This window comes from Micromonospora sp. SL4-19 (genome assembly GCF_047921475.1).
Taxonomy (GTDB): domain Bacteria; phylum Actinomycetota; class Actinomycetes; order Mycobacteriales; family Micromonosporaceae; genus Micromonospora.
Genome location: NZ_JBLROB010000024.1, coordinates 41690 through 64285, shown reverse-complemented (window position 1 = coordinate 64285; position 22596 = coordinate 41690). Strand labels below are relative to the sequence as shown.

Annotated in this window: 21 protein-coding genes; 14 read left to right on the top strand and 7 right to left on the bottom strand. The window is 72.2% G+C overall.

The window, feature by feature from the left end:
• Nucleotides 1–169: 169 nt before the first annotated feature.
• The 3 genes from ACNAVT_RS23805 to ispF are packed head-to-tail and all read left to right on the top strand — an operon-like array spanning nucleotide 170 to nucleotide 1904.
• Nucleotides 170–655 (top strand): CarD family transcriptional regulator, encoded by a 486-nt coding sequence (locus tag ACNAVT_RS23805; protein ID WP_007073334.1) that lies wholly within the window; start codon nucleotides 170–172, stop codon nucleotides 653–655.
• Nucleotides 656–709: 54 nt separating this feature from the next.
• Nucleotides 710–1405 carry a 2-C-methyl-D-erythritol 4-phosphate cytidylyltransferase gene (gene ispD, locus ACNAVT_RS23800; RefSeq protein WP_416299370.1) on the top strand — a complete coding sequence of 232 codons (696 nt, stop codon included), beginning with the start codon at nucleotides 710–712 and terminating at the stop codon, nucleotides 1403–1405.
• Between the two features lie 16 nt (nucleotides 1406–1421).
• Nucleotides 1422–1904: a 2-C-methyl-D-erythritol 2,4-cyclodiphosphate synthase gene (ispF, locus tag ACNAVT_RS23795; protein ID WP_416299369.1), complete on the top strand. Its 483-nt coding sequence runs from the start codon at nucleotides 1422–1424 to the stop codon at nucleotides 1902–1904.
• A 34-nt stretch (nucleotides 1905–1938) separates the two neighbouring features.
• Here the strand turns inward: ispF and ACNAVT_RS23790 are convergent, their stop codons facing one another.
• Nucleotides 1939–3105 (bottom strand): homogentisate 1,2-dioxygenase, encoded by a 1167-nt coding sequence (locus ACNAVT_RS23790; protein ID WP_416299368.1) that lies wholly within the window; start codon nucleotides 3103–3105, stop codon nucleotides 1939–1941.
• Between the two features lie 94 nt (nucleotides 3106–3199).
• Between ACNAVT_RS23790 and ACNAVT_RS23785 the strand changes: the two genes are divergently transcribed.
• From ACNAVT_RS23785 to ACNAVT_RS23770, 4 genes are all read left to right on the top strand, one after another.
• Nucleotides 3200–4060 carry a hypothetical protein gene (locus ACNAVT_RS23785; protein WP_416299367.1) on the top strand — a complete coding sequence of 287 codons (861 nt, stop codon included), beginning with the start codon at nucleotides 3200–3202 and terminating at the stop codon, nucleotides 4058–4060.
• Nucleotides 4057–5256 (top strand): fumarylacetoacetase, encoded by a 1200-nt coding sequence (fahA, locus tag ACNAVT_RS23780; RefSeq protein ID WP_416299366.1) that lies wholly within the window; start codon nucleotides 4057–4059, stop codon nucleotides 5254–5256. Before ACNAVT_RS23785 ends, fahA begins: the two co-directional genes overlap by 4 nt.
• A gap of 144 nt (nucleotides 5257–5400) precedes the next feature.
• Nucleotides 5401–5883 carry an SRPBCC family protein gene (locus ACNAVT_RS23775; protein ID WP_416299365.1) on the top strand — a complete coding sequence of 161 codons (483 nt, stop codon included), beginning with the start codon at nucleotides 5401–5403 and terminating at the stop codon, nucleotides 5881–5883.
• Between the two features lie 72 nt (nucleotides 5884–5955).
• Complete coding sequence (locus ACNAVT_RS23770; protein WP_416299364.1) at nucleotides 5956–7212, top strand: PQQ-binding-like beta-propeller repeat protein; 1257 nt, start codon at nucleotides 5956–5958, stop codon at nucleotides 7210–7212.
• A gap of 60 nt (nucleotides 7213–7272) precedes the next feature.
• On the opposite strand, the gene hisC is transcribed toward ACNAVT_RS23770, so the two are convergent.
• A complete protein-coding gene (gene hisC, locus ACNAVT_RS23765; protein ID WP_416299363.1) occupies nucleotides 7273–8376 on the bottom strand; it encodes a histidinol-phosphate transaminase in 1104 nt (367 codons plus the stop codon).
• Entirely contained in the window at nucleotides 8373–9344 is a 972-nt protein-coding gene (locus ACNAVT_RS23760) for an RDD family protein (RefSeq protein WP_416299362.1), read from the bottom strand. The genes hisC and ACNAVT_RS23760 overlap by 4 nt, the downstream gene beginning before the upstream one ends.
• A gap of 241 nt (nucleotides 9345–9585) precedes the next feature.
• Here ACNAVT_RS23760 and ACNAVT_RS23755 point away from each other — a divergent pair, with 241 nt between their 5' ends.
• A complete protein-coding gene (locus tag ACNAVT_RS23755) occupies nucleotides 9586–10788 on the top strand; it encodes an RNA-guided endonuclease InsQ/TnpB family protein (RefSeq protein ID WP_416299401.1) in 1203 nt (400 codons plus the stop codon).
• Nucleotides 10789–10862: 74 nt separating this feature from the next.
• Here ACNAVT_RS23755 and hppD read toward each other — a convergent pair whose 3' ends face one another.
• On the bottom strand, nucleotides 10863–12068 hold the full coding sequence (gene hppD / locus ACNAVT_RS23750; RefSeq protein WP_416299361.1) for a 4-hydroxyphenylpyruvate dioxygenase: 1206 nt from the start codon (nucleotides 12066–12068) through the stop codon (nucleotides 10863–10865).
• Nucleotides 12069–12208: 140 nt separating this feature from the next.
• Between hppD and ACNAVT_RS23745 the strand changes: the two genes are divergently transcribed.
• From ACNAVT_RS23745 to ACNAVT_RS23735, 3 genes are all read left to right on the top strand, one after another.
• Entirely contained in the window at nucleotides 12209–12706 is a 498-nt protein-coding gene (locus ACNAVT_RS23745) for an Lrp/AsnC family transcriptional regulator (protein ID WP_416299360.1), read from the top strand.
• A gap of 150 nt (nucleotides 12707–12856) precedes the next feature.
• Complete coding sequence (locus ACNAVT_RS23740; RefSeq protein ID WP_416299400.1) at nucleotides 12857–14239, top strand: PQQ-binding-like beta-propeller repeat protein; 1383 nt, start codon at nucleotides 12857–12859, stop codon at nucleotides 14237–14239.
• 67 nt (nucleotides 14240–14306) lie between these two features.
• Nucleotides 14307–15974, top strand: coding sequence for a fumarate hydratase (locus ACNAVT_RS23735; protein ID WP_416299359.1), 1668 nt, complete (start codon nucleotides 14307–14309; stop codon nucleotides 15972–15974).
• Between the two features lie 51 nt (nucleotides 15975–16025).
• On the opposite strand, the gene ACNAVT_RS23730 is transcribed toward ACNAVT_RS23735, so the two are convergent.
• A complete protein-coding gene (locus ACNAVT_RS23730) occupies nucleotides 16026–17549 on the bottom strand; it encodes a hypothetical protein (protein WP_416299358.1) in 1524 nt (507 codons plus the stop codon).
• Between the two features lie 157 nt (nucleotides 17550–17706).
• On the opposite strand from ACNAVT_RS23730, the gene ACNAVT_RS23725 reads away from it, so the two are divergent.
• Together ACNAVT_RS23725 and ACNAVT_RS23720 are read left to right on the top strand one after the other, a co-directional pair.
• On the top strand, nucleotides 17707–19116 hold the full coding sequence (locus ACNAVT_RS23725; protein ID WP_416299357.1) for a class II fumarate hydratase: 1410 nt from the start codon (nucleotides 17707–17709) through the stop codon (nucleotides 19114–19116).
• Nucleotides 19117–19163: 47 nt separating this feature from the next.
• A complete protein-coding gene (locus ACNAVT_RS23720) occupies nucleotides 19164–19760 on the top strand; it encodes a GNAT family N-acetyltransferase (RefSeq protein ID WP_416299356.1) in 597 nt (198 codons plus the stop codon).
• Here the strand turns inward: ACNAVT_RS23720 and ACNAVT_RS23715 are convergent.
• Nucleotides 19727–20272 (bottom strand): CGNR zinc finger domain-containing protein, encoded by a 546-nt coding sequence (locus ACNAVT_RS23715; RefSeq protein WP_416299399.1) that lies wholly within the window; start codon nucleotides 20270–20272, stop codon nucleotides 19727–19729. The genes ACNAVT_RS23720 and ACNAVT_RS23715 overlap by 34 nt on opposite strands.
• Nucleotides 20273–20358: 86 nt before the next feature.
• Here ACNAVT_RS23715 and ACNAVT_RS23710 point away from each other — a divergent pair, with 86 nt between their 5' ends.
• Nucleotides 20359–21321: an EamA family transporter gene (locus ACNAVT_RS23710; protein ID WP_416299355.1), complete on the top strand. Its 963-nt coding sequence runs from the start codon at nucleotides 20359–20361 to the stop codon at nucleotides 21319–21321.
• Nucleotides 21322–21360: 39 nt separating this feature from the next.
• On the opposite strand, the gene ACNAVT_RS23705 is transcribed toward ACNAVT_RS23710, so the two are convergent.
• A complete protein-coding gene (locus ACNAVT_RS23705) occupies nucleotides 21361–22464 on the bottom strand; it encodes a hypothetical protein (protein WP_416299354.1) in 1104 nt (367 codons plus the stop codon).
• Between the last annotated feature and the right edge of the window lie 132 nt (nucleotides 22465–22596).

Here is a 22596-nt window from a genome sequence, read left to right as displayed (position 1 = left end):
GTTGTCATCTATTGGTCACGGAGCGTGTCGAAACCATCGGTTTGACCGCCTGTCAAGCTGAAGAAATACCTCTCACAGGGCCCCTGAGCTGCGCCAACGGTCAGGACAGCGGTGAGACATCGGTGCCTGAGCGTGTTACCCTAGACACAGCGAAAGGGGTTTCGAACCTATGGTTTTCAGTGTCGGCGAGACCGTTGTTTACCCCCACCACGGGGCCGCACTCATCGAGGCAATCGAGACTCGGGTCATCAAGGGCGAGCCCAAGCAGTACCTCGTCCTGAGGGTCGCGCAGGGTGACCTGACGGTCCGGGTGCCCGCCGAGAACGCCGAGATCGTGGGTGTGCGCGAGGTGGTCGGCGAAGAGGGCCTGGGCAAGGTCTTCGACGTGCTCCGTGCACCGCACACCGAGGAGCCGACCAACTGGTCGCGGCGTTACAAGGCGAATCTGGAGAAGCTGGCCTCCGGTAACCCGCTGAAGGTCGCCGAGGTCGTCCGCGACCTGTGGCGCCGGGAGCGGGAGCGGGGCCTGTCCGCGGGCGAGAAGCGCATGCTCGCCAAGGCCCGCGACATCCTCGTCGGCGAGGTCGCGCTGGCCGAGAAGAGCACCAAGGACGAGGCGGAGACGCTGCTCGACAAGGTGCTGACCGAGGCCTGATCCACACCGCATCGTCGTACCCACCCTGTAGCCAAGAAATCCGAGGACCGCGACGTGACCGCGCAGCTCAATCCGCACGGTGACGTCGCGGTCCTTGTTCCTGCGGCCGGTGCCGGGGTACGCCTCGGTCCCGGCGCGCCGAAGGCGCTCCGGCCGCTCGCCGGGGAGCCCCTGCTGGTGCACGCGGTACGCCGGATTGCGGCGGCGCCCTCGGTGCACACCATCGTGGTGGCCGCTCCGGCGGCCGACATCGGGTCGGTCCGGGCGATGCTCGCGCCGGTCGCCCCGGTGACCGTGGTGCCCGGCGGCGCGGAGCGACAGGCGTCGGTGGCCGCCGCGCTGGCTGCCGTCCCCGCCGGGCCGGAGATCGTCCTGGTGCACGACGCCGCCCGCGCGCTCACCCCGCCCGAGCTGGTCGAGTCGGTGGCCGCGGCGGTCCGCGCCGGCCACGACGCGGTGATCCCGGTCCTCCCTGTGGTCGACACGGTCAAGGAGGTCGATGCCGGCGAGCGGGTCCTCGGCACGGTCGACCGGTCCGCCCTGCGCGCGGTGCAGACCCCGCAGGGCTTCCGCCGGTCCGTGCTGACCGCCGCCCACGAGGCGGCCGGGGACCCGTTGACCGACGACGCCGGCCTGGTGGAGAAGCAGGGCGTACCGGTGGTCTGCGTACCCGGGTCGGAGCTGGCCCTGAAGATCACCAGGCCGTTCGACCTGGCTCTCGCCGAGCACCTGCTGACGGCCGGGGCCTGACGCGTACCCTCGGCTCATGATCGTTCCTCGGGTGGCCATCGGCACGGACGTGCACGCCTTCGAGGCCGGGCGACCGTGCTGGGTCGCCGGCCTGCACTGGCCGGATCAGGACGGCCTGGCCGGTCACTCGGACGCCGACGTCGCCGCGCACGCCGCCTGCAACGCCCTGCTCTCCGCGGCCGGCCTCGGCGACCTGGGCGCGAACTTCGGCGTGGACCAGCCGGAGTGGGCGGGTGCCTCGGGCGTGGCCCTGCTCACCGAGAGCGCCCGGCGGGTCCGGGCCGCCGGCTTCCGGATCGGCAACGTGTCGGTCCAGGTGATCGGCAACCGGCCCAAGATCGGCCCGCGCCGGGAGGAGGCGCAGCGGGTGCTCTCCGACGCGGCGGGCGCGCCGGTGACCGTCTCCGCCGCCACCACCGACGGCCTCGGCTTCACCGGGCGCGGCGAGGGGCTGACCGGCATCGCGGTGGCCCTGGTGTACGAGGCCTCCGCGGAGTAGGCCACGGCGTGGGCCGGCCGGCTGGTCGCCGACGTCAGCCCCGCCGCGCCCAGGTCCAGGCGTACGCGTCGTCCTCGCAGGCCGACGCGGCGTCGCAGAGGTCCAGCGGGCGGAAGGTGTCCACCATCACCGCCAGCTCGTCGAAGAAGTCCACCCCGATGGAACGCTCGGCGGCGCCCGGCTGGGGGCCGTGGGTGAAGCCGGACGGGTGCAGCGAGATCGAACCCTGCTCGATGCCGGAGCCGCGCCGGGCCTCGTAGTTGCCGCCGGTGTAGAAGAGCATCTCGTCCGAGTCGACGTTGTGGTGGTTGTACGGCACCGGGATGGCGTCCGGGTGGTAGTCGACCTTGCGGGGCACGAACGAGCAGATCACGAAGTTCGGGCCCTGGAAGGTCTGGTGCACGGGCGGCGGCTGGTGGATCCGCCCGGTGATCGGCTCGAAGTCGTGGATGGAGAACGCCCACGGGTAGAGGTGGCCGTCCCAGCCGACCACGTCGAACGGGTGGTGGGCGTAGGTGTACCTCGTCCAGCCGCGCCGGTGCCGGACCAGCACCTCGACGTCCTCGCCGTCGACCAGCAGCGGCGCGTCCGGTCCCCGGACGTCCCGCTCGCAGTACGGCGAGTGCTCCAGGAACTGCCCGCGTACGGACAGGTAGCGCTTGGGCGGGCCGACGTGCCCGGCCGCCTCGATGGCGAGCAGCCGGGCCGGCTCGTCGCCGGTCGGCACCAGCCGGTGGATGGTCGAGGTGGGGATGATGACGTAGTCGCCGGCCACCGCGTCCAGCACGCCGAAGGGCGACTCGACCCGCAGCGACCCGGACTCCAGGTAGAGGCAGTGGTCGCCGGTGGCGTCCCGGAACAGCGGGGACGGCTGGTCGGCCTGCACGTACGCGATCCGCACGTCGTCGTTGGCGAGCAGGTACTGCCGGCCGAGCACCGGGTCCGCACCGGCCCCGTCGAGCTTGTGGGTACGCAGGTGACGCGGCTTGAGCGGCAGGTTCGGCAACCGGGTGACGGCGGCCGGGGTGAACTCCTCGGCGGCCACGATCGCGGTCGGCGCGTGCCGGTGGTAGAGCAGCGACGAGTCGGAGGAGAAGCCCTCCTGGCCCACCAGCTCCTCGGCGTAGAGGCTGCCGTCGGGCTGACGGAACTGGGTGTGGCGCTTGCGGGGCACCTCGCCGACCCTGCGGTAATACGGCATTTCGCCTCCCGATATGTCCCGTTCTCCGGCCGGACACGTCCGATAATCGGACGCGGTTGTCCGTTCCTCGTAGCGTCCCGTACATTCTTGTCTCGTGTCAACGCAGGTGCCCCGCCTCCTCGCCGGCCTGGTCGACGATGCCGCGGTCTTCCCACCCGGCAACGCGTCGCTGCCGGACGCGGTGACCGCGCACCGCCGGCACCGCGCCGCCTGGTACGCCGACCTGGTCGGCCCGCTGCTGCTGCCCGCTTCCACGGTCGCCGCCGGCGAGCTGAGCGGGCTGGTCGACGAGGGCCTCGTCATCGGCCTGATCGGCGACACCGGGATCGAGCGGCTGCCGTTCGCGCTGTCGTTCCTGGCCCCGGACGGCGTGACCGCCCGGCAGATCGAGGCACCCGTCGCCAAGCGGGGCGAGGATCCACAACCCGGGCTGGCCGAGCTGGTCGCCCTCGCCGAGCGGCTGGGCGGCACGCCGGTCTACGCGGAGATCCCGCTGACGTTCGGGCTGATGAGCGCCCTGGACTCCCTCGCCGATGCGCGGGCCGGCGGGCTGCCCGTGGCCGCCAAGTTCCGCACCGGCGGGCTGGCCGCCGAGCTCTTCCCGACCCCGGTCGAGCTGGCCGCGGTGATCTGCGCCTGCCGGGACCGGGAGCTGCCGTACAAGCTGACCGCGGGGCTGCACCACGCGGTCCGCCACCGGGACCCGGAGACCGGCTTCACCCACCACGGCTTCGTCAACGTGCTCGCCGCGACCCTCGCCGCCGTCGGGGGCGCCGAGGTGGACGCCGTCGCCGAGCTGCTCGCCGCCACCGACCCGGTGCGCGTCGTCGAGCTGGTCCGGACGCACCGGGACGCCGAGCGCCCGCTCTGGGTCGGGTACGGCTCGTGCAGCATCGAGGAACCACTGACCGATCTGATCCGGCTGGGGCTGGTGAACGGGGGCTTCGAGGAATGAGTTGGGTGACGGGTGCGGACGGTTCGCCGTACGGGGTGACCAACCTGCCGTACGGGGTGTTCCGGCACGGCGGCCGCGAGCCGCGGATCGGCGTACGCATCGGCGACTTCGTGCTGGACCTGGCCGGTGCGGAGGCAACCGGGCTGGTGCTGGCCGCCGGGGCCCTCGGCCGGCCCACGCTCAACGACTTCATGGCGCTCGGCCGCCCCCAGTGGACGGCGGTCCGGCAGCGGGTCACCGAGCTGCTCACCGACGCCGCGCACCGGCCCGCGGTGGAGCCGCTGCTGGTGCCGCTGCGCGAGGCGGAGCTGCTGCTCCCCTTCGAGGTGGCCGACTACGTCGACTTCTACTCGTCCGAACACCACGCGGCCAACGTCGGGCAGATCTTCCGGCCGGGCCAGCCGCCGCTGCTGCCCAACTGGAAGCACGTGCCGATCGGCTACCACGGCCGGGCCGGCACGGTGGTGGTCTCCGGCACCCCGGTGGTCCGCCCCACCGGGCAGCGGGCCACCGCGCAGGGCCCGACCACCGGCGCCTCCGTACGGCTGGACATCGAGGCCGAGGTCGGCTTCGTGGTCGGGGTGCCGAGCCGGCTCGGCGACCGGGTCGCCGTCGCGGACTTCGCCGACCACGTCTTCGGCGTGGTGCTGGTCAACGACTGGTCCGCCCGGGACATCCAGGCGTGGGAATACCAGCCGCTCGGCCCGTTCCTCGGCAAGTCCTTCGCCACCTCGGTGTCCGCCTGGGTCACCCCGCTGGACGCGTTGGTCGACGCCTTCGTGCCCGCCCCCGACCAGGACCCGCCGGTCCAGGACTACCTGCGCGACACCCCGCACCTCGGGCTGGATCTGGCCTTGGCCGTGGAGTGGAACGGCGAACGGGTCAGCGAGCCGCCCTACGCCACCATGTACTGGACGCCGGCCCAGCAGCTCGCCCACCTCACCGTCAACGGCGCGTCGCTGCGTACCGGTGACCTCTACGCCTCGGGCACGGTGTCCGGTCCGGACCGCGGCCAGGTCGGCTCGTTCCTGGAGCTGACCTGGGGCGGGGCCGAGCCGGTCAAGTTCGCCGACGGCGGCACCCGGACGTTCCTGGAGGACGGCGACACGGTCACCGTCACCGCCACCGCCCCCGGCCCGTCCGGCACCACGATCGCCCTCGGCGAGGTCACCGGGACCATCCTCCCGGCCCGCTGACCAGTCCAGCGCCTGCGCACCGCCGGCCCCCGATGGCACCTGGGGTCCGTCGGGGGACCGTCCCCGGGAAACCGGGGTGAAAATTCCCCGCCGGGGTCCCGTCGCGACCTCACTTTCCGTACCGTGGACGACACGGGAGGTGTCATGTCGACGGTTGCGGTCACCGAGCTCATCGAGGCGTCCGCCGCCGATCTCTGGCGGCTGCTGATCGACCTTCCGGCCCGCGCCGACTGGCTCTCCACGGTCGGCGCGGTCGAGGTGCTCACCCCGGGCCGCCTCGCCCCCGGCACCACCTGGCGGGAGACCCGCGCCCAGCCGGACGGGGGTGCCCAGGCGGAGGAGTTCGTCGTGGTGGAGGCCGTCCCGGCCCGGCGACTGGTGCTTCTCTCACCCGGCATCGGCGTGAACTACCGGATCACCTGGACCCTCCGCACGGTGCGGCGACGCTGCCGGGCCTGCACCGCCGTCACCGTGCGGCAGGAGGCCATGCCCACCGCCCCGTCCGGCCGGCTCCTCGCCCTGCTCTTCGGGGGCCTGGCGGCCCGCGCGGTCGAGGGCGCGTTCCGGCGCGACCTCGCCGATCTCGCCGGCGCCGCCCGACCCCCGGCCCAGGCGATCGCGGCCTGAGGCCGGCGGCCGGCGCGACCTCACAGGGTGTGGCGCCGTTCCCGTCGGTAGGGTGCCGGGCGGAGGTGCGGCATGGGGTTCCCGAAGGGGCGGCGGCGGGTCGTCGCGGTGGTCGCGGCTTTGCTCGGCGTCGCGACGGTCGCGGTCGTCGTCCACCGGGTGCTCGCCCCCGCCGAGATCGAGACGGTCGCCCGGACCGGCTACCCGCCGGCGATCACGCCGGCCGTCGGGGTGGTGGGCCGGCTGCCGGTGGCCCCGCTGATGGTGGACCGCCGGCTGCGCGTCTACACGGCCGACCGCCAGGTGTACGCAGACCAGCCGGCCGACCGCCGCTACCGCGTCACCCCGTACTGGTCGTACCGGCGCTGGCCGGCGCGGATCAGCGGCGTGGTGGCGGACGGGACCACGGTGGTCAGCCGCTGGTCGGACGGGAAGCTGGTGGCCCTGGACGCGCGGACCGGACGGGTCGCCTGGCAGGCCGAGGGCCCGGCGCCCGACGAGGACCGGGCCGTCCGCCGCACCGGAGCCGGCGCGGTCTGGGGCCCGCCGGGGCTCTTCCTCGCCCGGGCCGCCGACGATCGAGCCGTGCTGGTGGTCTCCGGGCAGCGCGGCGTCCGCGGCTTCGCGCTGGCCGACGGCCGTCAGCTCTGGTCGGCCGAGGTGGACCACCGGTGTCGCGCGGACGTGGGCACCACGGCGACCGGGCAGTTCGCCGCGGTCGACCACTGCGCCGGGCCGGCGGTGGTCGAGTTCCGCGACGTGGCGACCGGTACGCCGACGGACCGCTGGCAGCCGCCGGGCGGCAGCGCCGAGCTCTCCGCCACCCCGGTCGGCTGCGTGAGCCCCCGCTCCCAGTGCCAGGGACTGCGCACCGCCGGGCCGGGTGACGCGCCTGCCCGCGGCTGGCTGGTCGGGGCGGGCCCGCCCACCGCCGCACAGGCCCTGGACCGGGCCGAATCCGAGCTGTTCGGCAAGCGGGTCGCCGTGGGGGTGGCCGACGGGGTGCCGATCGCCCGGGACGCTCGGACCGGCAAGGAGTTGTGGCGCCGCGCCGACCTCGGGCCGGTCCGGATCATCGCCGCCCAGCCCGGCCGCGTGCACCTGCTCAGCGAGCGGAACGACCTGATCACCCTCAACCCGGCCACCGGCGCGGAGCGCTCCCGCTTCCCGCTCAAGGTGGGCAAGGACGGCCTCGGCTGGGCGCCCGGCCTCGCGTACGCGGCGGACGGCTACGTGGCGCTGGAGCGGCTCCGCGAGCCGGTCGACCCCGACGCGGACGACCAGCGCTACTTCAAGATGGCCGAGCCGGTGGTGCTGGCCGCCACCTGAGGTGCCGGGTCAGGAAGGGGCCCCTCCACAACGCCACGCGTCCGGAAGGGCCCCCTCTCGTCAGGACAGGGCGGACTCGGCTGCGGCGAGGAAGGCGTCGTTCTCAGCCGGGGTGCCGATGGTGACCCGGACCCCGTCACCGGCGAACGGCCGGACGATGACGCCGCGCGCCTCGCACGCCTTGCCGAACTCGACGGCCCGCTCGCCGAGCGGCAGCCAGACGAAGTTGGCCTGGCTGGACGGCACGTCCGGGACGATCTTGCGCAGCACGTCGGTGACCCGGTCCCGCTCGGCGACGACCAGCGCGCAGCGACGCTCGACCTCCGCCGCCTGGGCCAGTGCGGCCAGCGCCCCGGCCTGGGCGGCCATGCTGGTGGAGAACGGCGTGACGACCTTGCGTACGGCGGCGGCCACGGCGGGCTCGGCGACCAGCCAGCCGACCCGCAGGCCGGCCAACCCCCACGCCTTGGACAGGGTGCGCAGCACCGCCACGTTCGGGCGGTCCAGGTAGCTGAGCGCGTCCGGCACCTCGGGGTCGGTGACGAACTCCCGGTACGCCTCGTCGATCACCACGAGCACGTCGTCCGGCACCGCGTCGAGGAACCGGTCCAGCTCGGCCTTACGTACGGCGGTGCCGGTCGGGTTGTTCGGGTTGCAGACCAGGATCATCCGGGTCCGGTCGGTCACCGCCGCCGCCATCGACGCCAGGTCGTGGCCGTGCCCGGCGTCGTTCGGCACCCGCACGCTCGTCGCGCCGCTGGTCGCCGCGATGATCGGGTACGCCTCGAACGACCGCCACGAGTAGAGCAGCTCGTCGCCGGGGAGGCAGGTGGCCCGGACCAGGTGCTCGGCCAGCGCCACCGAACCGCAGCCGGTGGCGATCCGGTCGGCGTCCACGCCGTACCTCTCGGCGAGGGCCTGGCGGAGCGCCACCACGCCCATGTCCGGGTAGCGGTGCGAGCCGGCCATCGCCTCGGCGACCGCCTCCACCACGCCCGGCAGCGGGCCGTAGGGGACCTCGTTGCTGGCCAGCTTGATCGCCTCGGGCAGGCCCAGCTCGCGGGCCAGGTCGGCGGGGCTGCGCCCGGGCACGTAGTTGGGCAGCGCGTCCAGGTCGGCGCGGGTCAGGCGCAGCGACGGCTGATGACGTCCGGTGTCGGTCATGGGGTGTCTCCCGGGGGATTGGCGCTGTCGCGCGGGGCGGTACGGGTGTCGGGCCGGTTGCGGGGCAACTTGACCACCACGGTCTGTGCCCCCTTGTCGTGCAGCGCCTGCCGCAGCGGCTGGTCGAACAGGAGGGAGACCGCGCCGACGAACTGGAGCAGCAGGCCCAGGCCGAAGCAGCACCAGAGCAGGGTGGGCACGCCGAGGGTGCCCCAGCGGCGGATGGCCCGACCGAAGCCGAGCGGCTGGTCGGCCTCGACCGGCACCGCGCGGATGCCCACCACCCGCTTGCCGAAGGTCTGCCCCCTGGCGGCCATCGAGGGCACCTCGTACGCGAACCAGAGCGCGGTGGCGATCAGCACGATCGCGATCTGGAACGACGCGGTCTGCTCGCCCAGCGGGGGCAGCCCTTCGGTGGAGGTGTCCCCGGCCAGCGACCGGCGCACCGACTCGCGCAGGTACGGCGAGACCTCCTGGAAGTAGCGCCAGACGAACCAGCCGTTCACCACCACGTTGAGCAGGAACACCATGCCGATGTCGATCAGGCGGGCGACCAGCCGGGCGCTGTACGAGGCGAGCGGCAGCCCGTGCGGACGCGGCACGGGCTGCCGGACCGGCCAGGTCGGGTACGGCCAGCCCGGCGGCGGCCCCTGCGGGTGCCCCGACGTGGGTGGGTGCCCTGACGTGGGCGGGTATCCCGGCCACTGCCCGCCGACCGGCGGCCCGGGGTGGGGTCCGGCACCCGGTCCGCCTGGCTGTCCCGGGTACGGCTCGGGTGCCGGGTGGCCCGGCTGCGGCCCGGGTGCCGCGGCCACCGGCGCGGCGGCGGGCGCCGGCTCGGGCGGCGGGGGACCCTCGGGCGGGGTGGCGTCGACCGGGATCGGTTTTCCGATCCAGCCCTCGCCGTCCCAGTACCGTCGCGTGTCGGGGTCGGCGGGGTCGACGTACCAACCGGGTTGCACGCTCACGGTCGTGCCTCGTTGCGCTTGCTCACCGGCGCCGTCTCAGTTCGCGACTGCGGGGCTCGCAAACCCCGCTCACTCCTCACGCTCACGGTGCAACCTTAACGACGACGGTTGCTGCCACCTGCACCGTACTGTTACCGGGGGCTTCACAGGGATGCCTCGTCCAACAGCTACGGGGAGGAATGCGGGCACACTGTTCTGACGCCCCATGTCATAGCCCTGCCGTAACGTGCGGGTCGTGAGGATGGCATACAAGTGCCGCGCCTATCCGGACCCCGACCAGGCTGCGGTGTTGAACCGCACCTTCGGGTGTTTGCGCCTCGTATGGAACAAGACCTTGGCTGAGCGGCGCGCCCGCTGGCACAGCACCGGTGAGTCCACCTCCTACCGCGAAACCGACGCGGCGTTGACCGGGTGGAAGAAGACCGAGGAACTGGCATTTCTGTCCGAAGTCTCGTCGGTGCCGCTTCAGCAGACCCTGCGGCATCAGCATTCGGCGTTTGCGAACTTTTTCGCTGGTCGGGCCCACTACCCACGGTTCAAGTCCCGTACCGGTCGGCAGTCCGCCCACTACACTCGCGCCGCGTTTCGGATGCGCGGCGGGCAGTTGTGGCTGGCCAAGACCAGCGCCCCGCTGCCGTTCGTGTGGCCATGGGGCGACATCGACCCGGTCGGCTTGGACCCGACCATGGCGGTGGTGTCCCGGGAGCCGGATGGCCGCTGGTTTGTGACCTTCGCCGTGGACACCCACACCCCGGCCCCGCTGGAGCCAACCGGGCACGCCATCGGTGTTGATCTCGGTTTGACGGACTTCGCGACTACCAGCGACGGCCAGCGCATCGCCAATCCACGGCATCTGCAGCGCAAGGCCCGCAATCTTGCCCGATACCAGCGGCGGATGGCCCGCTGTGTCAAGGGGTCGACCAATCGGCGTAAGGCGAAGGCGAAGCTTGCCCGCGCCTACCGCAAGATCCGCAACGCCCGCCAAGATTTCCTTCACCGGGCCAGCATGCGTCTGGTCCGGTCGGCGGACACGATCGTGATCGAAGACCTTGCCGTGGCGAACATGGTCCGTAACCGTCGTCTGTCCAAGGCGATTTCCGACGCCGGCTGGGGTGAGTTCCGGCGCCAGTTGGAGTACAAGTGCCAGCGGTACGGGCGCACGTTCATCGTGATCGACCGCTGGTACCCCAGCTCGAAGACGTGCTCGTCCTGTGGGCACCTGCTTGTGCAGCTGAATCTCTCTACCCGTGCATGGAACTGCCCGGGCTGCCGCAGCCGACATGATCGGGACATCAACGCGGCGAAGAACATCTTGGCGGCAGGTCTTGCCGTGTCTGCCTGCGGAGGTGATGTCAGACATTCCGGGTCCACTCGGGTGCTGTCGCCGGTGAAACAGGAAGTGGTCCCAACCGCACGCTCGGGTGCGCCTCAGCCTCGCGGCTGAGCACACGCGAGCTTGCGGCTCAGCCGCGAGGCTGAGGGGAACCCCGGCTCTTCGACTTCGAGGCCGGGAGGATGTCAAAGGTTGCCGCGCTTCTCCTGCTCCCGCTCGATGGCCTCGAACAGGGCCTTGAAGTTGCCCTTGCCGAAGCCGAGGGAGCCGTGCCGCTCGATCAGCTCGAAGAAGACGGTCGGGCGGTCCTGCACCGGCTTGGTGAAGATCTGGAGCAGATAGCCGTCCTCGTCCCGGTCGACCAGGATCTTGCGGGCCTTCAGCTCCTCGATCGGCACCCGCACCTGGCCGATCCGGGCGCGCAGCTCCGGATCGTCGTAGTACGAGTCCGGGGTGTCCAGGAACTCGACGCCGGCGGCCCGCATCGCGTCGACGCTGGCCAGAATGTCGTTGGTGGCGACCGCGATGTGCTGGGCGCCCGCGCCCTGGTAGAACTCCAGGTACTCGTCGATCTGCGACTTCTTGCGGGCGACGGCCGGCTCGTTGAGCGGGAACTTCACCTTGCGGGTGCCGTTCGCGACGACCTTGCTCATCAGGGCGGAGTAGTCGGTGGCGATGTCGTCGCCGATGAACTCGGCCATGTTGCTGAAGCCCATGACCCGCTTGTAGAACTCGACCCACTCGTCCATCCGGCCGAGCTCCACGTTGCCGACCACGTGGTCGACGGCCTGGAAGAATCGCTTCGGCTGGATGCCGGCGGCGATCATCGGCTGCCGGTCCACGATCGGCCCGCGGGCCACGAAACCGGGCAGGAACGGGCCGGTGTAGCGGGACCGGTCGACCAGGGTGTGCCGGGTGTCGCCGTACGTGGCGATGGCCGCCAGCCGGACGGTGCCGTGCTCGTCGGTGACGTCGTGCGGTTCGACCAGGCCGGTCGCGCCCTGCCCGGTGGCGTGCGCGTACGCGGCGTCCACGTCCGGCACCTCCAGCGCGATGTCGGAGACACCGTCGCTGTGCTTCGTCACGTGCTCGGCGCCCTCGGCGTCCGGGCGGACCATGCCGGTCAGCACGAATCGGGCCGAGCCGCTGGTCAGCACGTACTGGGCGTGGTCCCGGTGGCCCTGCTCGGGACCCCGATACGCCACGCAGGTCATGCCGAACGCGGTGGAGTAGTAGTGCGCCGCCTGCTTGGCGTTGCCCACCAGGAAGTGCACGTGGTCGAGACCCTTGACCGGGAACGGGTCGCGGGTGATGTCGTGGTCGACGGCGCCGACGAGGGCGTCGACGTCGACCTCCTCGGTCGACTCGGGTCGGTCGATCGCCTGGGTCATGGTGGCCTCCCTTGCGTACCGGCCGGCCTCGTGGGCCGCCGTCGGTGTGTTGATGTGGCGAGGATCGCTGTGCCGCCGCCGGTTGGGCAACAGGTCGCCAAATTGCTGGTCAGGTTGTGCATTCGGTAAGGTGAAACCTCATGAACGCTGGTCAGGATGTACAGCTCGACGAGCTGGACGCGCGGTTGATCGAGTTGCTGGCCGAGGAGCCGCGGGTCGGGGTGCTGGAGTGCTCCCGGCGGCTCGGCGTGGCCCGGGGGACCGTCCAGGCGCGGCTCGACAAGCTGGTCGACCGGGGCGTGATCGGCGGCTTCGGCCCGGAGATCGCACCGGCCGCGATCGGCTTCGGGGTGACCAGCTTCGTGACCCTGGAGATCAGCCAGCGGCACGGCCACGACCCGGTCACCGCGCACCTGGCCGCCATTCCCGAGGTGCTGGAGGCGCACACCATCACCGGCTCCAGCGACCTGCTCTGCCGCATCGTGGCCCGGTCGAACACGGACCTCCAGCGGGTGATCGACCAGATCGTCGCCTCCGAGGGCATCCGCCGCGCCTCCACGATCATCGCCCTGGCCGAGCAGATCCCCTACCGCACTCTCCCCCTGGTCCGCTCCGCCGCCCGCCGGGCCTCGGCCTGACGGCTCTGGCGGGCCGAGGGCTCTTAACACGCCGGCCGGCGCAGAAAGCGGCGCGACACGCACGCGCGAGGGGTCGGCGGCGCGGTGATCGTCGCTACCGTGTGCGGTGTGAAGGGCCTTGGCGTACGCGGCTGGTTGCTGCTCGGGCTCATCACCGTGATCGTGCTCGCCGCCACCGGCGTGTGGAACCCGTTCCCGGCCATGTGGGACTGGGTCGACCGGAGCGAGCCGATCTCCGAGCCGGACGTGGTCTGGCAGCAGCGGATCGGCGGCACCCCCAAGAGCGTCACCATCGCCGGCGACACCGTCGTCGTCGAGCAGCGCACCCGGGTCGAGGCGCGCAGCCTGGCCACCGGCACCCAGCTCTGGGAGCGTAAGGCGGACTGGGCGGCGGTCGCCGGGGGTGACCGGGACGCGGTCGTGGCCGTGGGCAAGCTCCTGGTCAAGGGGTACGAGCTGCTCGACCCGACCACCGGCGTGGTACGCCGGCGCGACGACCAGGCGGTGGCGGTCTGGACATACCGGAACCTCCTGCTCGACGCGCGCTGCGTGCAGGCCACCGACTGCACGCTGAGCGCCTGGGAGCCGCGCGGCACCAAGCCGCTGTGGACCGCGTTCCTGCCCGGCGTGCACAGTGGGGTGCTCGCCGACAACCCGGAGCTGCTCGGCACCCGGCGGCTGGCCGCGTCCCGTATCGACAGCGGGGTGGCCGGGCCGGAGGCAGTCCCGCCGCTGCTCGGCTTCCCGGTCGACGGCCGGGTGCACGTGCTGGACACCGCCACCGGCCGCGTGCTGCGGGACCTTGAGCCCGGCCGGGAGGAGCGGCTGGCGGTGGTCGGCGGCCGGTTGCTCCGGATCACCGCCGCCTCCCGGGACGGCAACTGTTCCTTCGTCGTCTCGGCCGTCGACCCGGCCACCGGCCACGAGGTGTGGCGGCGGGCGGGGGTGAACCTGCGGACCGCGGACTACGCCGGCTGTGTGCAGCGGGAGGATCCGCAGGGCGCTCGGAGCGTGCTCGTCGGGGTCGCCCCGGACGGCCGCGAGGCGGTGATCGACGGGTACGACGGCCGGCTGCTCCTGGTCGGCGCCGACGGGGAGAAGCTGCTCGCCGTCGACGACCGGTACGCGCTGGTGCGCAGCGCCGACAAGCGCTCGATCCTCGGCCATGAGCTGTCGGTGGACCGTACCCGGTGGACCCGGCCCGCCGCTTCGAAGAGCGGCGCGGCGCTCACCCCGTACGCGGCGCTGATCGCCGAGGAGAAGCCGTCCCGGCTGATCGCGGTCGACCCACGCACAGGGCGGGAACTGGTGGCGCTGCGCACCTCGGCGAACGCCCTGGCGGTCGGCCCGAACGGAATGATCATCGGCGAGGGGCGGGAGATCGGGTACGTCCGCTGGGGCGCCGGCACCTCGGTCGGACACCCGTCCGAGGAGGGCAGCGCACCCAAGCCGAACCCGGGCGGCAGCTACGCGCCCCCGTCGGATCAGGGGACCTGCGGACCGAAGCGGGAACTCTGCGACGACGGCGGGTGAGAGCGGCATCCCAGGAGGGCCCCGGCGGGTGCCACCGATCGACACCGCTGCCCTAGGCTCTTCCGTCATGAGCAGTGCCGCCGCGTTCTCGTACGCCCCCTTGCTGCCGACCGGTCCCGACCAGACCGAATACCGCCTGATCACCGACGAGGGCGTCGACGTCGTCAACGGCCCGGGTGGGCGCCGGTTTCTCACCGTGGAGCCCTCCGCTCTGACCGCGCTGACCGCCGAGGCGATGCACGACATCGCTCACTTCCTACGCCCGGCGCACCTGGCCCAGCTCCGGTCGATCATCGACGACCCGGCGGCCTCGCCGAACGACCGGTTCGTCGCGCTCGACCTGCTGCGCAACGCCAACATCGCCGCCGGCGGGGTGCTGCCGATGTGCCAGGACACCGGCACCGCGATCGTGATGGGCAAGCGCGGCCGGCACGTGCTCACCGACGGCACCGACGCCGAGGCCATCTCGCGCGGCGTCTGGCAGGCGTACACCCGGCTGAACCTGCGCTACTCGCAGCTCGCCCCGCTGACCATGTGGGAGGAGCGGAACACCGGCAGCAACCTGCCGGCCCAGGTGGAGCTCTACGCCGAGGACCCGGAGGGGCACCCGGACGCGTACAAGTTCCTCTTCATGGCCAAGGGCGGCGGCTCGGCCAACAAGTCGTACCTCTACCAGGAGACCAAGGCGCTGCTGAACCCGACGCGGATGATGCAGTTCCTGGAGGAGAAGCTGCGGCTGATCGGCACCTCGGCCTGCCCGCCGTACCACCTGGCGATCGTCATCGGCGGTACCTCCGCCGAGTACGCCCTGAAGACCGCCAAGTACGCCTCCGCCAAATACCTCGACGCCCTGCCGACCTCCGGCTCGATGAGCGCGCACGGCTTCCGTGACCTGGAGCTGGAGGCCGAGGTGCTGGAGTTGACCCGCAACTTCGGCATCGGCGCGCAGTTCGGCGGCCGGTACTTCTGCCACGATGTGCGGGTGGTCCGGCTGCCCCGGCACGGCGCCTCCTGCCCGGTGGCGATCGCCGTCTCCTGCTCCGCCGACCGTCAGGCGGTCGCGAAGATCACCCCGTCGGGCGTGTGGCTGGAGCGCCTCGAGACCGACCCGGCGCGCTACCTGCCGGACGTCACCGATGCGCAGCTGGACGCGTCCGAGGTCGTCCGGGTCGACCTGAACCGGCCAATGGACGAGATCCGCGCCGAGCTGTCGAAGTACCCGGTCAAGACCCGGCTCTCGCTCACCGGCCCCCTCGTCGTGGCTCGGGACATCGCGCACGCCAAGATCGCCGAGCGGCTGGACGCGGGCGAGCCGATGCCGCAGTACCTCCGCGACCACGCCGTCTACTACGCCGGCCCCGCCAAGACCCCCGAGGGTTACGCCTCCGGCTCGTTCGGCCCGACCACGGCCGGCCGGATGGACGCTTACGTGGAGAAGTTCCAGGCGGCCGGCGGCTCGATGGTGATGCTGGCCAAGGGCAACCGGTCGGCCCAGGTGACCCGCGCCTGCCAGCAGTACGGCGGCTTCTACCTCGGCTCGATCGGCGGCCCGGCCGCTCGGCTGGCCCAGGACTGCATCAAGCACGTCGAGGTGCTCGAATATCCCGAGCTGGGCATGGAGGCGGTCTGGAAGATCGAGGTGGAGGACTTCCCCGCCTTCATCGTCGTCGACGACAAGGGCAACGACTTCTTCGCCGAGGTCACCAAGCCGGTGCTCACCGTCGGCCGGCGCTGATCTGTGGATGCCGAAGGGGCGCCGGGCTGACCGCCCAGCGCCCCTTCGTCGTCACTCCACCCAGAGAGCGATCCAGGCCTCGCCCGAAAGCAGCCCGTCGGCGGTCCGACTGCGGACGTACAGGAAGTAGACGTCGGGGACCTCCGGGGTGATGGTCACCCGCGCGGTGCCGTCCGCGTCGGCGCGGACGGTGATCTCCTCGCCGTCGTTGAGTCGGTAGGTGTACTCGACCACATTCGGCATGTTCGGGGTGAAGGTGAGCCGACGTGGCGTGCCGGCCGGCGCCTCCGGGTCGTCGTCACTGATCGTCGGCGCGTTGGGCCGGACGAAGAACATGTAGAACGTGCCCTCGGAGAAGTTCCCGGCCCGGTCGACGCTCTGCACGAAGAGTTGTCTCACTCCGTCGTTGTTGGGCGCGTGGCTCACGGTCGCCGACCGGCCCGATGCGTCCACGGGGACGAAGTGCGTGGCCGAACCGGTTTCGCTGTAGCTGAAGCCCGCCAGATCGTCGGCGTCGGCCGTGAAGGTGAAGCTGCCCGGGATGCCAGGCCCGCCGGTCCAGTCGCCCCGCTCCGGGTAGTCGGTGGAGGAGACGGTCGGGGCGGGCGGTGCCACCACGTCGACGGTGAACCGGCACTCCGGCGACCAGTCGGAGCTGTCGTACTGGTCGGACGCCCGCACGGAGAAGGCGTAGGTGTTCCCGTGGGTGAGCTTGCCCTCCGGGAGTTGGTACGGGTAGCGGGCCGGGCTTGGGAGACCGTCGAGGGTCGCCTCCGTGCGTTCAGCCGGCCGGTCGACCGGCCACCAGGCGAAGGTCGCCGCCACCCGGTCGTGGCTCCCGTTCTCGTTGACGTCTGGGTCGGAGGCGACGGCCCGGAGGGTCGGCCGGGTGGTGCGGATCGTCAGCGGGCTGTCGCACGCCATGCCCTCGACGGTGAGCTGGTCAGGAACGTTCGGCGGTGTGTTGTGGTCCAGCGAGATGCCGACGCTCTTGATCTGGCGGCTGTAGTGCTTGTTCGTCTCGTGGTCGCCGGCGATCCGGGCCATCAGCGTGAGCTGGTCCCGCCCGTCCGCCACCGCCTGGCGCACCGCCTCAGTGATCATCACCCCGATGAAGCTGCTCCCGCAGGGCAGGTTGGGGTAGCCGACATCCGCCACCTTCTCCCGTGCCGTCGGGGCGGTGTTCCAGGTCGGGGCGCCTGTGGGCGGGTCGGTCCGCCACAGCTCGATCTCGCGCGGCTTGTCGCAGTCGTCGACCTTCGTCTCCCCGGTGATGGCGCGGGCCGAGACGACCCGCTGCCCCCGGTAGGGCGTCAGGTCGAAGGTGAAGTACGCCCGGGCGGTGTGCTTGCCCCCGTCGGCCTCCCAGGTGCCCACCGGCACGGTGTCGTCGGAAGCGGAGAAGGACCTGGTCGGCTGCCGGGCATCGGTCCACGCGACACTGGTCGGGGTGACGTAGTCGAGCATGGCCGCCGCTGGTTGCCCGGTCACGGCCACCAGGCCGCCTGTGGCCAGCAGGAGAGCGCCGGCGGTCTTGGCCGCCCGGCGCGCCGAACCCCCGTGTCGAATCGGCATGAAACCTCCGAGTGACGTATGGAAAGGTTTCCTGATCTTAAGTTCATCGAGCAACGGGAAGCGCCGGGCTTTCGGGTCGTGCCAGCGCTCGGCCGAGGACCTGCTGGCCGCACTTGGGCTGGGCGATCATCTGCGCGGCGGCGTCCGGCGCGGCAGGATGGTACGCGTGACGACTCCAGAGGCGACCGGCTACCGGATCGAACGCGACTCCATGGGTGAGGTGGAGGTGCCCGCCGAGGCGTTGTGGCGGGCGCAGACCCAGCGCGCGGTGCAGAACTTCCCGATCTCCGGGCGGGGCATCGAGCCGGCCCAGATCAAGGCGCTGGCGCAGATCAAGGGGGCGGCCGCCCAGGTCAACGGGGAGCTGGGGGTGATCGAGGCGGACGTGGCCCAGGCGATCGCCACCGCCGCCGCGCACGTGGCCGACGGCGGGTACGACGATCAGTTCCCGGTCGACATCTTCCAGACCGGTTCCGGCACGTCGTCCAACATGAACACCAACGAGGTGATCGCCACCCTGGCCAGCCGGGAGCTGGGCCGCGACGTGCACCCGAACGACGACGTCAACGCCTCGCAGTCCAGCAACGACGTCTTCCCGACGTCGATTCACCTGGCCGCCACCCAGTTCGTGGTGGAGGATCTGATTCCCTCGCTGAAGCAACTGGCCGGAGCGCTCGAGGAGAAGGCGGTCGAGTTCGAGACCGTGGTCAAGGCCGGGCGTACCCACCTGATGGACGCCACCCCGGTCACCCTGGGCCAGGAGTTCGGCGGGTACGCCGCCCAGGTCCGCTACGGGGTCGAGCGGCTTGAGGGGGTGCTGCCGAGGCTGGCCGAGCTGCCGCTGGGCGGCACTGCCGTCGGCACCGGCATCAACACGCCGTTCGGCTTCGCGGCCAACGTGATTGAGAAGCTGTGCACCTCCACCGGGCTGCCGCTGACCGAGGCCCGCAACCACTTCGAGGCGCAGGGTGCCCGGGACGCGTTGGTGGAGACCTCCGGGCAGCTCCGGACCATCGCGGTCGGCCTGTACAAGATGGCCAACGACATCCGCTGGATGGGCTCCGGGCCGCGTGCCGGCCTGCGGGAGCTGCGGATCCCCGACCTCCAGCCCGGCTCGTCGATCATGCCCGGCAAGGTGAACCCGGTGGTCGCCGAGGCGATGCGGCAGGTCTGTGCGCAGGTGATCGGCAACGACGCCGCCGTGGCATTCGCCGGCTCGCAGGGCGACTTCGAGCTGAACGTGATGCTCCCGGTGATGGGCCGCAACCTACTGGAGTCGATCCGGCTGCTGGCCGCGTCGAGCCGGCTCTTCGCCGACCGCCTGGTGGTCGGCCTGGTCGCGGACGCCGAGGTCTGCCTGGCGTACGCGGAGGGCTCGCCGTCGATCGTCACCCCGCTCAACCGCCACCTCGGGTACGACGAGGCCGCCTCGATCGCCAAGGAGGCGCTGGCCAAGCAGGTTTCCATCCGCGAGGTGGTGCTCTCCCGGGGGCACGTCGAGTCGGGCAAGCTCAGCGAGGCTCAGCTCGACGAGGCCCTCGACCTGCTCCGGATGACCCACCCCTGACCGATAATTCCTCGCCCGGTGGCGCGGGGACCCGGCATGATCCGACCGTGCGTGACGACGACGGGGTGCTGCTGGAGACCGAGCGGCTGCGGCTGCGGCGGTTCACCACGAACGACGTGGACCACCTGGTCGAGCTGGACAGCGACCCGGAGGTCATGCGCTTCCTGACCGGCGGGCGCCCGACGCCGATGGCGATCGTCCGGGACGAGCAGCTGCCCCGGATCCTCGCCCAGTACGACCGTCACCCCGGCCTTGGCAAGTGGGCGGCCGTCGACCGGGCCGCCGGTGACTTCCTGGGCTGGTTCGCGCTCGACCCGTCCGACGACGGCACGGAGGCCGAGCTGGGCTACCGGCTGCGCCGGTCCGCGTGGGGAAGCGGTCTGGCCACCGAGGGATCGCGGGCGCTCGTCCGGCACGCCTTCGCGGCCGTGGGGGCGCGGCGGGTCTGGGCGGAGACGATGGCGGTCAACGCCCGGTCCCGGGCGGTCATGGCGAAGGCCGGGCTGCGGTACGTCCGCACCTTCCACCTGACGTTCGACGATCCGATTCCCGGCACGGAGCACGGCGAGGTCGAGTACGAGCTGCGCCGGGAGGACTGGCCCCGGGTGCGTCAGGAGTGGGACGCCGCCTTGCGGGCCCGGTAGGCGCTCACCGCGGCGCGGTTGCCGCAGCCGGCGTCGCAGAACCGGCGGGACCGGTTCTTCGACAGGTCGACCAGGACGTTGTCGCAGTCCGGGTGGTCGCAGATGCGCAGCCGCCTCAGCTCGCCCGTGCGGACCAGATCGGCCAGCGCCATGGCCGCCTCGACCGCCATCCGGGTGGCCAGCGGCGCGTCGCGTGGCACGGCGTGCACGTGGTACGGCTCGTCGTCGTGCCGGATGAGCTGAGGCAGCGCGTGCGACTCGCGGAGCAGCCCGTTGACGATCGCCACCACCTCGTCGGTGTCGGCGTACCAGATCCGGCGGAGCCGGGACCGCAGGGCGCGGACCTCCCGCAGCTCCGCGTCGGTGTGCTCGTGCCGGCCGGTCCAGCCGTGCGTGGTGATGAACCGGTCGAGGGCAGCCACGTCGGGCAGTAGTTCCTGGTCCGGGCCGTCGGTGTTGACCAGCCCCGCGGCGGCGACCAGGCCACACTCGGTGTCATGGGCGAAGAGCAACTTGACTCCTGTCACGATGCCGGCCTAGCGTCATCAGCATAACCGCATTTCATTCATGACCGGTCGTTCGGACCAAGGAGCTGTCGATGCGTGAACGGCCCGGCGTCGGCCTCGGCCTTGCCCTGATCTCCGCGCTCACCTTCGCCACCTCGGGCACCTTCGCCCGCCCGCTGATCACCGGCGAATGGTCCGCCGAGGCGGTCGTGCTGGCCCGGGTCGGCATCGCGGCGCTGGTGCTGACCGTGCCGGGCCTGCTGGCGCTGCGCGGGCGGTGGCCGGTGCTCCGGCGCAATGCCGGCACGGTCGTCGTGTTCGGACTGCTCGGGGTGGCGCTGGCCCAGGCGTGCTTCTTCAACGCGGTCCGCTACCTGCCGGTCGGCGTCGCGCTGCTGCTGGAATACCTCGGCATCGTGCTGGTGGTCGGCTGGATGTGGCTGGTCCACGGACAGCGGCCCAGACTGCTCACCGTGGCCGGGTCACTGACCGCGCTCGGGGGGCTGGTGTTCGTGCTGGACCTGACCGGCGCCGGCCGGCTCGACCCGGTCGGGGTGCTCTGGGGGCTCGGCGCCGGGGTCGGGCTGGCCGGCTACTACGTCATCGCCGGTCGGGTCGACGCCGCGCTGCCGTCCGTGGCGATGGCGAGCGGCGGCATGGCCGTCGGCGCGCTGGCGCTGGCCCTGCTCGGCGTGGTCGGGGCGCTCCCGCTGCGGGCCGGCACCGCCGACGTCAGCTTCGCCGGGCACCGGATGAGCTGGCTGGTGCCGATCGCCGGCCTGTCGCTGATCGCCGCCGTGGTCTCGTATTCGACCGGCGTCGCCGGGGCCCGGCTGCTCGGCGCGCGGCTGTCCTCGTTCGTCGGGCTGACCGAGGTGATGTTCGCGGTGCTGATCGCCTGGCTGGTGCTGGCCGAGCTGCCCACCGGGGTCCAGTTGCTCGGCGGTGCGCTGATCGTGGTCGGGGTCGCCCTGGTCCGGCTGGACGAGCTGCGTGCCGCGCCACAGGTGGTCCCGCCCGCGCCGGCCGAGCCGGCCCTGGCCGCCGAACGATAGAGGTGCTCCGGGCACCGCCATGTCGGTGACTGGCGTGCCTCACGGCTGCCACCCCCGCGAGACCAGCGCTGCCCGGGCCTCGCGGACCACTGCGGCGAAGTCCCGGTGCAGCCGGCGGCTGGTTACGTGCAGCACCAGCCAGCCCGCGCCGACGAACTGCGTGAGCCGCTCCCGGTCGCGGTGCGGCTGGCCGGGGTCGACATGTCGAAGGCCGTGATATTCGACGGCGACCCGGAACTCCGGCCAGGCCAGGCCCGGGTGCAGCACCAGCCCGGACCCCAGCCGGACCGGATGTTGCGCGACGGGTCGGGGCAGCCCGGCCAGCATCAGCCGGACCCGCAGGTGCGACTCCGGCGGGGACTGCGCCTGCGGATCCGCCAGGCCGAACACCCAGCGCGCTCGCCGGCCACCCGGTCGCTCGCCGTTGCGGTCCGCCACGTCGGCGAGCGCGGTCCGGCTCACCAGGCCCATGCCCAAGAGCGCGTCGATGACGCCGACCGCCTGCACCGGGTCGGCCCACACCGCGGTCTCCCAGGCGCAGGCCGCCGGGCCGGTACGCGCCAGCCCGGACGAACGACCTGGCTGGATCGGCTCTGCTTCGACCGGACCCGGTCGACGGGTCGCCGGCGGGGCCTCGCTTCGGATCGGCCGGGCGGCGGCCGGACGGGCCGACGTCGGAACGGGCCACGAGCCCTCGCCATGACCCCCCGCGTTGTCGGCCCGATCGGCGGCGGTGCCGATGGTGCTCCCCAGGGCGGTGCCGACGACGAGGAGGTATGCGTGGGTGGGGGCCAGGGCGGGGCCGGCGCGGTGGATACGGATTCCGGGCTGGGCGTCGGCCCGGGCCGACGGCGGCAGCAGGACATGCACGTCGTCCTCGAAACCGGCGGCGTGCTCCACACCATGCAGGTATGCGGCCGAGGGGCCGGCGACCAGCGCGCCTGGCGGCATCCGGAGCAGCGCGGCCCGACAGGCCAACGTGTGGTCGCGATCGAGGCGGGAGTCGGCGTAGACGTCGTGGCGCAGGCGGAGCCAGGACGCCCCCCGGAGCTGGTGCCGGGTCAGCAGCCCGCGCCGGATCACGTCCGAGCCACGGAAGACCCGCCAGGCCAACTCGGAGGGCCGGTGCGGATGCGGAGGCATGTCGACGAGCCTGGCGGCCGGTGGCCGTCCTGCGACACCCCTGTGGACAGCCGCCGCCCGCCGCGCGCACGCGCCCTGTGGACAACCAGCCACAGTGGCCACTCACGTGGTAGGGCCCGTCACGATCCTGGC